The sequence below is a fragment of the Streptomyces sp. NPDC059455 genome (genome assembly GCF_042750115.1).
In the GTDB taxonomy this organism is placed as follows: Bacteria; Actinomycetota; Actinomycetes; order Streptomycetales; family Streptomycetaceae; genus Streptomyces; species Streptomyces endocoffeicus.
This window is the reverse complement of record NZ_JBHYVB010000119.1, coordinates 1-13,372: the sequence shown is the minus strand read 5'-3', so window position 1 is coordinate 13,372 and position 13,372 is coordinate 1. Positions and strand designations below refer to the sequence as shown.

Annotated in this window: 11 protein-coding genes; 5 read left to right on the top strand and 6 right to left on the bottom strand. The window is 71.2% G+C overall.

The window, feature by feature from the left end; translation table 11 throughout:
* Nucleotides 1–126 precede the first annotated feature (126 nt).
* Nucleotides 127–1,989, top strand: a complete 1,863-nt coding sequence (locus ACFXB5_RS33450) for a glycosyltransferase family 2 protein (RefSeq protein ID WP_385214998.1) — start codon at nucleotides 127–129, stop codon at nucleotides 1,987–1,989.
* 3 nt (nucleotides 1,990–1,992) lie between these two features.
* The gene (locus ACFXB5_RS33445; protein ID WP_385214995.1) at nucleotides 1,993–3,948 is read left to right on the top strand and encodes a galactose oxidase-like domain-containing protein; all 1,956 of its coding nucleotides are present in this window, start codon (nucleotides 1,993–1,995) and stop codon (nucleotides 3,946–3,948) included.
* 24 nt (nucleotides 3,949–3,972) lie between these two features.
* On the opposite strand, the gene ACFXB5_RS33440 is transcribed toward ACFXB5_RS33445, so the two are convergent.
* The 4 genes from ACFXB5_RS33440 to ACFXB5_RS33425 form a co-directional block, all read right to left on the bottom strand.
* Nucleotides 3,973–5,055, bottom strand: a complete 1,083-nt coding sequence (locus ACFXB5_RS33440; protein ID WP_385214993.1) for a glycoside hydrolase family 6 protein — start codon at nucleotides 5,053–5,055, stop codon at nucleotides 3,973–3,975.
* Between the two features lie 814 nt (nucleotides 5,056–5,869).
* Nucleotides 5,870–6,616, bottom strand: coding sequence for a class F sortase (locus ACFXB5_RS33435; RefSeq protein WP_385214990.1), 747 nt, complete (start codon nucleotides 6,614–6,616; stop codon nucleotides 5,870–5,872).
* Between the two features lie 5 nt (nucleotides 6,617–6,621).
* Nucleotides 6,622–7,257 carry a hypothetical protein gene (locus tag ACFXB5_RS33430; RefSeq protein ID WP_385214989.1) on the bottom strand — a complete coding sequence of 212 codons (636 nt, stop codon included), beginning with the start codon at nucleotides 7,255–7,257 and terminating at the stop codon, nucleotides 6,622–6,624.
* A 170-nt stretch (nucleotides 7,258–7,427) separates the two neighbouring features.
* Nucleotides 7,428–8,210, bottom strand: a complete 783-nt coding sequence (locus ACFXB5_RS33425; protein WP_385214986.1) for an HAD-IIA family hydrolase — start codon at nucleotides 8,208–8,210, stop codon at nucleotides 7,428–7,430.
* A 223-nt stretch (nucleotides 8,211–8,433) separates the two neighbouring features.
* On the opposite strand from ACFXB5_RS33425, the gene ACFXB5_RS33420 reads away from it, so the two are divergent.
* Nucleotides 8,434–8,622, top strand: coding sequence for an antitoxin (locus tag ACFXB5_RS33420; protein WP_385214983.1), 189 nt, complete (start codon nucleotides 8,434–8,436; stop codon nucleotides 8,620–8,622).
* A 46-nt stretch (nucleotides 8,623–8,668) separates the two neighbouring features.
* On the opposite strand, the gene ACFXB5_RS33415 is transcribed toward ACFXB5_RS33420, so the two are convergent.
* Nucleotides 8,669–10,351, bottom strand: a complete 1,683-nt coding sequence (locus ACFXB5_RS33415) for a hypothetical protein (protein ID WP_385214982.1) — start codon at nucleotides 10,349–10,351, stop codon at nucleotides 8,669–8,671.
* Between the two features lie 118 nt (nucleotides 10,352–10,469).
* Nucleotides 10,470–11,624, bottom strand: coding sequence for an ROK family protein (locus tag ACFXB5_RS33410; protein ID WP_385215049.1), 1,155 nt, complete (start codon nucleotides 11,622–11,624; stop codon nucleotides 10,470–10,472).
* 68 nt (nucleotides 11,625–11,692) lie between these two features.
* On the opposite strand from ACFXB5_RS33410, the gene ACFXB5_RS33405 reads away from it, so the two are divergent.
* Nucleotides 11,693–12,793, top strand: a complete 1,101-nt coding sequence (locus tag ACFXB5_RS33405) for a Gfo/Idh/MocA family oxidoreductase (protein WP_385214979.1) — start codon at nucleotides 11,693–11,695, stop codon at nucleotides 12,791–12,793.
* The gene (locus ACFXB5_RS33400; protein WP_385214976.1) at nucleotides 12,790–13,278 is read left to right on the top strand and encodes a heme-degrading domain-containing protein; all 489 of its coding nucleotides are present in this window, start codon (nucleotides 12,790–12,792) and stop codon (nucleotides 13,276–13,278) included. The genes ACFXB5_RS33405 and ACFXB5_RS33400 overlap by 4 nt, the downstream gene beginning before the upstream one ends.
* Nucleotides 13,279–13,372 lie beyond the last annotated feature (94 nt).

Sequence of the window (13,372 nt, the reverse complement as noted above, 5' to 3'; positions counted from 1 at the left end):
CGATCGCCAATAGGTCCGTAAGGTCGGCTGCCTCCACTATCGTTCCCCTGCGGCCGAAGGGGGGGCCGGGGGCCGACCGAACGTGACGACGGCACGCACTCAGTCCTGCGTGCGGGGGGATGACTCATGACGTCGACGCCGACTGGCGCCCGCCATCCGTCGTACGGCGAGTACGACTCGTCCACGACCACGCGTCTGCGCATCCCGAAGCAGCACCCGACCGGCCCGGACCGACACCGGCCCCGGAGTCGGCGTCGGCCGCTGCCGAAGTACGACTACGAGCACTACAGCAGGCTCGCCGGACCGCTGACCCAGCCCGAGCCCGAGCCCGAACCCCAGCCCGGCACGGGCAAGCCGTACCGCGTGCGCTACCGCGGCCTGCTCGCCGAGGAGCCGCACCGAATCCGCGCGGCACTGCTGCTCGGCGCCGCCCCGCTCGTCTCGCTGGGGCTGCTGGTCTGGCTGACGCAGCCCGCGCACTGGACCAGCCGGGAGGGCACCAGCACCCTCCTGGCGGTCATGGACAAGGTGATGCTGGTCTCGATAGGGCTGATCGAGTTATTCCGGACGCTGAACGTCGCGTCCAACGCGCATGCGACGCTCGTCGCCCGCGACCCCGTCCCCGTCGTGCCCGAGCCCGGCACCAAGGTCGCCTTCATCACCACCTATGTCCCCGGCAAGGAGCCGCTGGAGATGGTGCGGAAGACCCTGGAGGCCGCGATCCGCGTCCGGCACCGCGGGGTGCTGCATGTCTGGCTGCTGGACGAGGGGGACGATCCGGAGGTCAGGGAGGTCTGCCGGCGGCTGAACGTCTATCACTTCACCCGTAAGGGCGTCGAGAAGTGGAACCAGCCCAAGGGCCCGCACCGCGCCAGGACCAAACACGGCAACTACAACGCCTGGCTGGACGCGCACGGCGAGGAGTACGACTTCTTCGCCTCCGTGGACACCGACCATGTGCCGCTGCCCAACTACCTGGAGCGGATGCTCGGCTACTTCCGCGATCCGGACATCGCCTTCGTCGTCGGCCCGCAGGTCTACGGCAACTACGACGCGGCCGTCACCAAGGCCGCCGAGAGCCAGCAGTTCCTCTTCCACGCGCTGATCCAGCGGGCGGGGAACGCCTACCGGGCGCCGATGTTCGTGGGCACCAACAACGCGGTGCGGATCAGCGCGATCCAGCAGATCGGCGGGCTGTACGACTCGATCACCGAGGACATGGCCACCGGTTTCGAGCTGCACCGCCACCGCAATCCGGCGACCGGCCGCGCCTGGGGGTCGGTCTACACCCCGGATGTGCTGGCGGTCGGAGAGGGGCCGAACGCCTGGACGGACTTCTTCACCCAGCAGCTGCGCTGGTCACGCGGAACGTACGAGACGATCGTCAAGCAGCTCTGGAAGGCGCCGTTCTCGCTGCGGCCCGGCAGGCTCTTCAACTACTCCCTGCTGATGATCTTCTATCCGATGTCGGCGCTGAACTGGATCCTGGCCACGCTGAGCTGCGCACTGTTCCTGGGCTTCGGCGCCTCCGGCGTAGAGATCGACCCCGCCATCTGGATGATGCTCTACGGCAATGCCTCCGCACTCCAGATCGGCCTCTACGTCCGGAACCGGAGACACAACGTTTCTCCCCATGAGCCGGAGGGGTCCGGCGGGGTGGCCGGAATGGTCATGTCGGCGCTGGCCGCGCCCATTTACGCCCGCTCGCTGCTCGATACCGTGCTGCGCCGCAAGAGCCGCTTCGTGGTGACGCCGAAGGGCGACTCCGCGAGCCCCGACACCCTCTTCGGCACCTTCCGGATCCATCTTTTCTTCCTGGTGGTCTTCGGCGGGTCGCTCGCCTCTTCCTTCTACTTCGGCCACAGTCATCCCGCGATGACCGTTTGGGCAGCACTTGCCCTGGCTGTCACAGCCGCGCCGATCATCGCCTGGCGGTGGACCGTCCGCCAGGAGAAACGGAACACGCAGCCCGCCCTTGGGGGACGATAAGAAGTGAAGTACCGACCGAGTCGCCGCACCCGCCGCTTCGGGATCGGTGCGGCGGCGATCACCGTGCTAGCCGGGATGAACGGCCCGGCCCTCTACCGTTTCAGCTCGGACAAGTACCACGCGTACAGAATCAACCAACCGGAGTACAAGGCGGAAAACGGCCACTGGGATGTGGTCGATGTCCCCGAGGCATACCGGATCAATACGATCCACGCCGCCCTGCTGCACACCGGCAAGGTGCTGCTGGTGGCCGGCTCCGGGAACAACGCCAAGAATTTCGCCGCCAAATCCTTCCGCAGCGTCCTATGGGACCCGGAGAAGAACACCTTCACCAACATTCCCACCCCCAAGGACCTCTTCTGCTCCGGGCACAGCCAGCTCCCGGATGGAAAGCTGCTGGTGGCGGGCGGTACCCAGCGCTATGAGAAGCTCAGGGGCAATGTCGAGAAGGCGGGCGGACTGATGTTCGTCCACAACGAGAGCCCCGATAAGCCGAAGACCCTCCCCGCCGGGACCCGCTTCACGGGGAAGGAGAACGGCAAGACCTTCGAGTCCAAGGACCCGATTCTCGTTCCGCGCGCGAAGAAGAGCAACAATCGCAAGGGGAAGGTCACCGTCATCGCGAGCACGGCGCGGGTCTATGTGGAGGCGCTGCGCAAGGGAAAGAAGTACCAGACCGGCACCGAGGACAATTACCGGATCTCCGGGCTGAAGGGAAAGGACAAGCGGAACTTCTACGGGATCGCCCAGAAGCTGTCGTTCGACAAGAAGGACTTCCAGGGCATCAAGCAGGCGTATGAGTTCGACCCGGAGGCCGAGCGGTATGTCCCGGTCGATCCGATGAACGAGGCCCGCTGGTACCCGACCCTGACCCCCCTCCAGGACGGCAAGGTGCTCGCGGTCTCCGGGCTGGACGCGATCGGCCAGGTGGTGCCGGGGAAGAACGAGATCTACGACCCCAAGACCAACAAGTGGAAGTACCTGCCCAAGAAGCGCTTCTTCCCGACCTACCCCGCGCTGTTCCTGACCGACAAGGGCCGGATCTTCTACACCGGCTCGAACGCCGGATACGGCCCGGACGACAAGGGCCGCACGCCCGGGATCTGGGACCTGAAGACCAATCGGTTCGATGTGATCCCGGGGATCAGCGACTCGGACGCCCTGGAGACGTCGATGTCCGTGCTGCTGCCGCCCGCGCAGGACCAGCGGTACATGGTGCAGGGCGGGGGCGGGGTCGGCGAGGACCCCAAGTCCTCGGCGAAGACCCGGATCGTCGATCTGCACGCCGATAAGCCGCGGTTCCGCGATGGCCCGGATCTGTACGCGAAGGCGCGCTATCCGAGCAGTGTGATCCTGCCCGATGACACCGTTCTGACCACGAACGGCTCGGGCGACTACCGGGGCCGCGGCGCCACCAATGTGCTGAAGGCCGAGCTCTACAACCCGAAGAGCAACACCGCGCGCGCGGTGGCCGATCCGCTGGTGGGCCGCAACTACCACTCGGGGGCGCTGCTCCTGCCGGACGGCCGGGTCATGACCTTCGGCTCGGACTCGCTCTTCGCCGACAAGGCCAACACCACACCGGGTGAGTTCCAGCAGCAGATCGACCTCTACACCCCGCCGTATCTCTTCCGCGACTCCCGTCCGAAGCTCGCCGACACCGCGCCCAGGACGGTCAAGCTCGGCGGGAAGACCACCTACCGGACCGCATACGCATCGGCGATCACCAAAATGCGGCTGATCCGGCCCGGCTCCTTCACCCATGTGACCAATGTCGAGCAGCGGTCGATCGCGCTCGACTTCACCCGGGCGAAGGACGGGGTGACGGTGACCCTGCCGAAGGACTCGTCCGTGGTGCCGCCGGGGTGGTACATGCTCAACGCGGTGGACGACCAGGGGACGCCGTCGAAGGCGGTGTGGGTGAAGGTGTCCGTCCCGAAGAACCCGAAGAAGAAGTGACAGCCGCTTGACTGCCGGCCTTGGCTAGCTGTCCTTACGGTCGGCGTTACGGGCGAGATCGAGCGCGTACCGGGGCCACCACCGACCCGCGGTGGGACCGCCCTTGCAGGTACCGTCCGACTCGCCCGGACGCTTGATCCACAGATAGGCGTCGATCCGCTTGTCCCCGGTGTCGACGGTCGGCCGCTCGCCCAGCGCCCGGCCCTTCGGATTGCACCACGCCTGCGGGTCGTTCTTACCCGGGGCCGGGCCATTGCCGTTACGGCTGGTGTCGATCACGAAGGGCTTGCCGCCGATCAGCGCGGACAACCGCTTGCCGTACGCCCGGTTCTCCTGGGTCGTCTGGTAGTTGGAGGTGTTCAGCGCGAAGCCGTCGGCCTTACGGATACCGGCCCGCTTCAGCGGCTCGACCAGCCGGCGCGGGTCCTTGATCCAGTGAGGGTTTCCGGCGTCCAGATAGACCTTGGTGCGCGGCAGCCCCTTGAGCTTGTCCACAGCGCCGGTCAGTAAGTCGTACCGCTCCTCGAGGAACCGCTTGGGCGTACAGCCGTCCACCACATGCGGCAGCGCGTCCGGCTCCAGGATGACCGTCGCCCGGCGGTCGCCGATCCCCCGGACCGTCTTGTCCAGCCAGGCGCGATAGGCGTCGCCATCGGCCGCGCCACCCTTGGAATACTGCCCGCAGTCACGGTGCGGGATGTTGTAGAAGACCAGCAGCGCATCCCGGTGCGCCTGATCCGCGGCCGCGGTGAACCCCCGCGCCTGCCCCTCCGGGTCATCCACCCCCAGCCACTCCGCGACGGGCTGCTCCGCGATCTTCTCCATCAGCCTGGCCTCGCCGTCCTCGCCCCTCTTCCGGTACGCCGCGACCTGGCGCGCCGCGCTGCCATCCGGATTCACCCAATAGGGGATCGTGGACTTGGGCCGCTGTTTCGGCTCCCTGGCGACCGAGGCATGGTCACTGCCCCCCTTCGAGGCCCCGAAGCAACCGGAGACCACGACACACGACAAGAGCGCCCCGGCGACGGAGACCACACGAATACGGCTGCGGGCGCCGGAGTGAGTACGGGCAACGTGACGCGAACGGCCGGCGCGACTGCCGTACATCCACTCCCCCTTGGGCGCACGCTCCGGGGAACAAACGGCGCTCCCCCGGCGGGACAAGACCGGTCGAATCAATCCTTACACACCACCCCGAACCACCGTGCCCTCATCCCCAACCCACCCACCCTTTCGCCCGTACGCCCGCGGTGGCTGCGGCTCGACGCAGCCCGGTGCGGGGGGCACGGGCCCCGCCCCGGGTGGGGTTCGGGGCGGGACCCCGGGTGGGGGTTGGGGCGGGACCCCGGGTGGGGGTTGGGGGCGCAGCCCCGGGTGGGGGTTGGGGGCGCAGCCCCGGGTGGAGGTTGGGGGCGCAGCCCCGGGGGTGCAGGGGGCGGAGCCCCCAGCGGGGTTTGGGGCCGCGCCCCGGGTGGAGCTGCGGGGGCGAAGCCCCCACGCGGGGTCTGGGGCGGAGCCCCGAACGGGTCTGGGGCGCAGCCCCGTGCGGGACCCGGGGCGCAGCCCCGTGCGGGGCCGGGGAGCCGCAGCCCCGGGTCGGGATGCAGAGGCGAAGCCCCACGCGGAGCCCCGGGCGCAGCCCCCAACGGGGCCCAGGACGCAACCCCGTACGGGCCCTGGGACAGAGCCCCCAACGGGGGCCGGGGAGCCGCAGCCCCGGGTCGGGATGCAGGGGCGAAGCCCCACGCGGAGCCCTGGGCGCAACCCCGGGTCGGGGTCCTGGGGCGAAGCCCCACGCGGAGCCCCGAACGGGGGGCGGGGCGGGGCCCCGGGTGGGGGTGCAGGGGGCGGAGCCTCCTGGTTTCGGGAAGGGGCGGGGTGGGGGCTTTGCCCGCCGCAGGCGCCCACCCCGCCGCACCGACTAGTGCGGGGCATTACGGCTGCCTGCCGACACGTTGCCAGGGGAGCCCGTCGTGCCCGTCAGGTAGGCCGAGACGACGACGTTCGCCGAGTACCTCCGGGTCGAGCGGTTGTACTTGCCCCCGCACGTAATCAGCCGCAGCTCCGCGCGGTCATGGGACCGCGACCCGTACACCCGTCGCGCGTCGAAGTGCTTCTCCGGCACCACCTCGACGTCCTCGACCGTGAACTCCGCCGTCGTACCGTCCGATCGCGCGACCCGCACCCGCTCCCCCCGCTTGAGGTCGCTCAGCTCGTGGAAGACCGCCGGTTTGCTCTTCGTGTCCAGGTGGCCGACCAGCAAGGCGGCGCCCGGGGAGCCGGGCTCGGGGCCGGCGCGGTACCAGCCGACGGTGCCGGGGGCGCTGAAGGGCGGGGGTTTCACGGCCCCGTCGCGGTCCAGGCCGCTGGCGACGACGGGGGCGCGGACCCCCGCCGCCTCGATCACGACCCGCTTCGGCCGGGCGGAGGCCAGCGGCGCGTGTGCCGGGGGCAGCGGATGGGCGGACGGCCGCCCGACCGCGGCCACGTCCCCGGTCATGGGCGCCGGACCACCCGGCCCCTCCGTCGTGTCCCGGCCCCACATCCACAGGCCCAGCAGCAGTGCCGCCCAGGCGAGTCCGATGGCCAGCCGCCCGAGGCCGGAGAAGCGATTCCCGATGCCGTCCATGTGTCCGTCGTTTCCGTCCATCTCGGTGTCCAGATCCATGGGGATCAGCTCGCGGCGCGGCAGGGATGGCGGCGGCGGTGGACCGCGAGGCCGCCGACGGCCACGGCCGTACCGCCGGAGAGCACCAGGCCGTACGCCTCCGCGGCGCCGATGTCGTCGCGTGGTCGCGCCTCGTCGGGCGCGGTGCCGCCCCCACCGGCGCGGACGGGGGCGACGGGCGAGGGCGGGCGCTCCACGGCGAGGGCGACCCGGTCCGCGTCGCCTTGTCCGTCCGCGCCCGCGCCGTCCACACCCGTTCCGTCCGCGCCCGCGCCGTCCACGCCCGTTCCGTCCGCGCCCGTTCCGTTCTCGCGTACGAGGCCGCCGGCCGCGCAGTCCAGGGTGACCCGGTGCGCCCCCTTGGCCGCCGTCGAGCGGATCGTCGCCTCGCTGAAGAGCGCGTCCCCCTCGGGCGTCAGCTCCGCGTCGTCCACGAACACCGGTGACGAGGCGGTGGCCACCCGGTCCGGGCAGCCGAAGGCCCAGACCTCGACCTCGGCGCCGGGGGCGAGGGCCCGCGGACTGATCCGGATCGTGGTGGTGGCGGAGTGGCGCTGCTCGGCGAGGGCCGGAGCCGCGGCCGTCACCACCGCCACGGCGGCGCATGCTGCGCTACAGAGAGTGAGTGCGACAATGCGCATGGTGAAACCTCCCGATACCAAGAGGCTCACGCGCCCGGCAGGGCCCCGCATCCGCTGCGGGCGCCTACTGCGCCATCCGGGGCACAGGGCTCACCGGCGGGTCATGCCAGGGGTCACGGGCGGGTCATGCCGACGCTCTCCGGCGGGTCATGCCTGCGCCCACCGGCGGGTCATGCGACGCGTTCCACGAGGTCCGCGACGGAATCGACGACGGTGGACGGGCGGTACGGATACCGATCCACCTCTCCCGCCTTGGTCACCCCGGTGAGCACCAGGAAGGTCTCCATACCGGCCTCGAGCCCGGCCCGCACATCCGTGTCCATCCGGTCGCCGATCATCGCGCTGGACTCGGAGTGGGCGCCGATCGCGTTCAGCCCGGACCGCATCATCAGCGGGTTGGGCTTGCCGACGAAGTAGGGCTCCTGGCCGGTGGCCTTGGTGATCAGCGCGGCCACTGAGCCGGTGGCGGGCAGCGCGCCCTCGGCGGAGGGGCCGATCTCATCGGGGTTGGTGGCGATGAACCGCGCACCGTCATTGATCAGCCGGATGGCCTTGGTGAGCGCCTCGAAGCTGTACGTACGGGTCTCACCGAGCACCACATAGTCCGGCTCGACATCCGTAAGGACGTAGCCGATGTCGTGCAGCGCGGTGGTCAGCCCCGCCTCGCCGATGACATACGCGGTGCCGCCGGGGCGCTGCTCGTCCAGGAACTGGGCGCTGGCCAGCGCCGACGTCCAGATGTTGGCCACCGGAACGTCCAGCCCGATACGGGACAGCCGGGCATGGAGGTCGCGCGGGGTGTAGATGGAGTTGTTGGTGAGCACCAGGAAGGGCGTGTCCGATTCGCGCAGCCGCTTGATGAAGGCGTCGGCACCGGGCACCGGTATGCCCTCGTGCATCAGCACACCGTCCATGTCGGTGAGCCATGACTCGATCGGCTTGCGCTCTGCCACTGGTTGCTCTCCGCTCGGAATCGACCTCTGCGACGACCTCAGCCTAACCGGGGAAAGCGCTGGGGAGACCGCCCTGTGTTCCGGAGCACGGTCCGTTCGCCGTCCGTTCGCGCTCCGTCCCAGCGCGACAGATCCGCACACGTGTCTGATCCTGGGGAAGGGGCGGAATCCGCCCCTCCGTGGAACGAGCCGGACCGTAAGGCCGGACCGTAAGGAGGCCGCGATGGGCATGATGGACAAGCTCAAGGGCGCGATCAGCAAGAACCCGGACAAGGCTCGGAAGGGCGCCCGTAAGGGAGCCGAGACCGCGGACAAGAAGACCGGCGGCAAGTACTCGGAGCAGGTCCAGTCCGGCTCGGACAAGGTCGACGACGAACTGCGCCGCCGGGGCGAGGGGCCCCGGGGCCAGTAGTTCGTACATGCGTCGGACGATGTGAGGGCGTCCGGGCGCCGGGGCTTCAGACCCCCGAGCGCCGGGACCTCACCACGAGGACGGTCCCGCAGGTCACGAGCGCGGCGCTGATGACGCCGAGCCCCGCGAGCAGGGCGGTGTGACGGCCCGTCGCGGCGAGTTCGGGCATCCGCTCGTGCTCGCGCTCGTGGCCGCCGTCCTCCTCGTGACGGCCGTCACTGCCGGTGCCGGTACCGGTGCTGGGCTCGGCCTGGGGCTCGCGTCCGGTTTCAGCGTCGGAGTCGGTTTCGGCGTTGGGGTCGTCGGTCTCCGTGCCCAGTCCGGTGTCGGTGCCGAGGTCGGTCCCCACGTCGGTGCCGGGATCGGTCTCCGTGCCGAGGTCGGTGTCGGCGTCGGCGTCCAGGCCCTCATCGAGGTCGGTACCGGTGTCGGTGCCGGTGTCATTACCCGCCTCGGTGTCGGTACCCGTATCGGCGTCCGCGCTTGAGTCCGAGCCCGTGTCCGGGTCCGTGTCCGGGTCCGCCCCGAGGTCGGTGTCCATGTCCGTATCGACATCCGCGCCCAACTCGGAATCCGTATCGGTATCGGTATCCGCTCCGGTCCCGGTGTCCTCTTCGGCGCTGGGATCGGAGTCGATGTCGGCCTCCGCGCCGACGTCGGCGCCCGCCTCCGTGTCGGCATCAACGTCGCTGTCGGCGCGGGGCGGCACCGCGGCCGGGCTGCTCTCCTTATGGGTCGCGCCAGGACTTCTGGTGGTGCTCGGCTTCCGGCTCGGCGCGGCCGAGGCGGTCTCCTCGGACGTTCGGCTCGGCGTGGCCGTGGGGCGCTTGGAGCGGCTGGTCGGTTCCGGAGCGGGCTTCGTCTCGGCGTCCCCGTCGGTGACGGCTCCGGCGTCGGCACCGGTATCCGTCCCGGCCTCCGTAAGCCCGCCGGAGCGCGTGGCCGCCCTCGTACGCGTTCCGGCGTCCGGGCCCGTGGTTCCAGTTCCGGTGCCGGTGCCGGTGCCCGCAGTACCGGCATCCGCATCCGAACCCGTACCCGTACCCGTACCCGTACCCGTACCCGTACCCGTACCCGTACCCGTACCCATACCCGAACTCGTACCCGAACTCGTACTCGTACCCGTACCCGTAGCCGTCGCCGTCCCGCCGATGCGGAAGACGTAGTCGTTTGACTGCCCCACCCAGTCGCCGTCGTCCGCGCGCCGCTGTACGGCGATCGCGTTGGCCGTCACCGGCCCCTCGGGCGCGTCCGCGGTGAAGCGCGTGCGCACCTGGACGTCGACGGTCTTGTGCGCGGGCACGGTGAAGCCCTTGAAGTGGTCGTCGAAGACCCCGATGTTCTCGTCCTCGTCCGTGGTCTGGAAGGAGACGGTCCGCCAGGTGGCGCCGCCGTCCGCGGAGGGGTCCAGGAACTCGAAGCCGATATGGCGGGGCCGCAGTTGATGGGCCTGGTCGACCAGGACGGCGATGGGGTGGATGGCGCGGCAGCCGGTGTCCGTGGCGTTGCGCAGTTCGAGGTGCCAGCCGCGCCAGCCGCCGCCCAGGGCGTACTGGTCCGGCCCGCCGCTCAGATGGGCTTCGATCGGAAAGTCGGAGGCGTTCCGGTCCCCGCAGGCGGCGGGCTCGGCCTCGGCGGCGTACGCCGGGACTCCATAGAGGGCCGGGGCGAACGCGAGCGCGGCCGCCGGAAGGACAGCTCGTAGGGACAGTGCGGTGGGCAAGCGCATGAGTGACCTCTGCTGTGCTGCGGTTTTCCCCGAGCACTCCGCTACATTCCGCGTCCGCACGCCGACACACCGCACCAGGCCCGGATTGCCCCCGACTGGCGGTCAGGATCCCCCTCGATCAGCCCAGTGCGAACAGCGGTGCGAGCACCAGTCGGGCGGCGCCCTCGACGACGGCCCGCTCGCCCCGCTCCACGACGTCCACGGAGACCGGGGGGCGGCTGGCGCGGGCGGAGTCCTCGGCGATCATCGTGGCCACACCGCGCACGTACGGCTCGGGGTCGGCCAGCACCATCCGGCCGCCCAGGAGCACCCGGTCGATGTCGAGGAGCCGTACGAGGTTGGTCGCGCCGATGCCGAGCAGCCGCGCGGCGTCCGTACGGTCGCCACGCGCGGCGGCCGCGAGGCACAGCGCCTCCAGACAGCCGTTGTTGCCGCACTCGCAGGGCGGCCCGTCGAGGTGTATCACCTGGTGCCCGAACTCCCCCGCGTCGGTCCGCGCCCCCCGGTACACATCCCCGCCGAGCACCAGACCGGCGCCCAGGCCGGTGCCCAGGTGGAGGTACGCGGCCGACTCGGCGCTCCCGGCGGTCACCAGCCCGAGCGCCGCGGCGTTGGTGTCCTTGTCGAGGACGACGGGGAGGGCGAGCCGCTCGGCGAGTGCGTCGCGCAGCGGGAAGCCGTCCCACTGGGGGAAGCCGGTGACGCGGTGCAGCACGCCCGAGCCGTGGTCGAGCGGTCCGGGCGCGGCGACGCCGACGCCGAGCAGCCGGCCGCCTGCCGCCAAGCCGCTACCGCCGCCCGCCTCGATGCCGCCGCCCGCCGTTCCGCCCACCGCGCCGCCTGCCGCCGCGTCCGCGAGGAGCGCCCTGACCTCGGCCGTGGCCGCCGCGAGCGCCTCCTCAGCGGGGGCGCCGAAGTCGAAGGGGGCCGAGCGGGCCGCGACCGAGGTGCCCGCGAGGTCGACCAGGACCGCCGTCACCTCGTCGCGGTCGAGCTGGAGCCCGATCGCATGGCGGGCGTCCGGGACCAGCCGGAGCACGGTGGGCGGTTTGCCGCCGGTCGAGGCGCGCTGACCGGCCTCCGTCAGCAGCCCCTCCGCCCTCAGCCGGGCCGTGATCTTGCTGACGGCCTGGGGGGTGAGACCGGTGCGTCCGGCCAGCTCCGGCCGACTGACGCCGTCCTCGCCCGCGTCCCGCAGCAGTCGCAGGACGAGTGCCGCGTTGTGGCTGCGCAGGGCGGTCAGATTGGCTCCGGGCCCGGCCGCTCCGGACATCGTGCTGTTCACCCCTCCATTGTGGCCACCGCTTGCACTTTGGCAACACTGTTGCCAAAGTGGCCTTCATGGATGCCACCGATGACAGCAGCACCACCCGAGTGGGACTGATCGGCTACGGCCTGGCCGGATCCGTCTTCCACGCCCCCTTGATCGCGGCCACCGAGGGGCTGGTCCTCGACACCATCGTCACCTCCAGCCCGGAGCGGCAGCGGCAGGCGCGCGCCGAGTTCCCCGACGTCCGGCTCGTGGACTCCGCCGATGACCTGTGGGCCCGAGCGGATGAGCTGGACCTGATCGTCATCGCCTCCCCCAACCGCACCCATGTCCCGCTCGCCCGCACCGCCCTCGAGGCCGGGCTGCCGACCGTCGTGGACAAGCCGCTGGCCGCGACCGCCGCCGAGGCCGAGGAGCTGGGCGCGCTCGCCGAGGCCCGCGGGCTGCTGCTGACCGTCTTCCAGAACCGCCGCTGGGACAACGACTTCCGCACCCTCCGCAAGCTGCTCGCCGAGGGCGCGCTGGGCGAGGTGCAGCGCTTCGAATCCCGCTTCGAGCGGTGGCGGCCGCAGCTCAAGGGCGGCTGGCGGGAGTCCGGCGACCCGGCCGAGGTCGGCGGACTGCTGTACGACCTGGGCAGCCATCTGGTCGACCAGGCGCTCACCCTCTTCGGCCCGGTCGAGTCCGTCTACGCCGAGGTCGATGTGCGCCGCCCCGGGGCACAGACCGACGACGACACCTTCATCGCCCTCACCCACACCGGCGGGGTCCGCTCCCATCTGTGGATGAGCGCGACCACCGCCCAGCTCGGCCCGCGCTTCCGGGTGCTGGGCAGTGAGTCGGGCTATGTGAAGTACGGCCTCGACCCGCAGGAGGCCGCCCTGCGCGAGGGGCTGCGCCCCGGCGACCCCTCCGTCGCATGGGGCGCCGAACCGGAGGGCGACTGGGGCCGGCTGGGCGCGGGGGAATCCCCGACGACCGGCGGCGGCGTCCCGGTGGAGACCCTCCGGGGCGACTACCCCGCGTACTACGCCGCCGTCGCCGTCGCCCTCCGCGACGGCACCCCGCCGCCGGTCACCGCCGCCGAGGCCGCGGCCACCCTGCATGTGCTGGAGGCGGCCCGGGTGGCGGCCGCGGAGCGCCGTACCGTCCGGATCGAGGTCCCCGCATGAGCGACCACACCGACGCGATATCCCTCGTGGCGGAGCTGGAGGAGCAGGAGCGCCGGCTGCGGCTGCCCCGCTTCGACAACGACGACGCCTGGCGGCTCGGCTGCCTCATCGCCGACCTGGCCCAGGAGCGCGGCGCCGCCGTGACGATCGGCATCCAGCGGGCCGGGCAGCGCCTCTTCCACCGCGCCCTGCCGGGTACCTCCCCGGACAACGACGCCTGGCTGGAGCGCAAGTGCCGGGTCGTCGAGCGCTACGCGGCGAGCTCTTTCCTGGTCGGCACCCGTTTCCGCGCCAAGGGCAGCAGCTTCGAGGAGTCCTCACGCCTCGACCCCGACCGGTACGCGGCGCACGGGGGCGCCTTCCCCATCCATGTGACGGGCACGGGCGTCATCGGCGCGGTCGCGGTCTCGGGGCTGCCGCAGGCCGAGGACCACGCGCTGGTGGTGGAGGCGCTGGAGCGCTATCTGTCGACGGTCCGGGCCTGAGCTGACCCCGGCCTGGGCCGGGGGGGGGGGGGGGGCCCCCCCGGGGCGCCCCCCCCCCCCCCAACGCGGGGGCCCCCCGGAGCCGGGGGGGGCC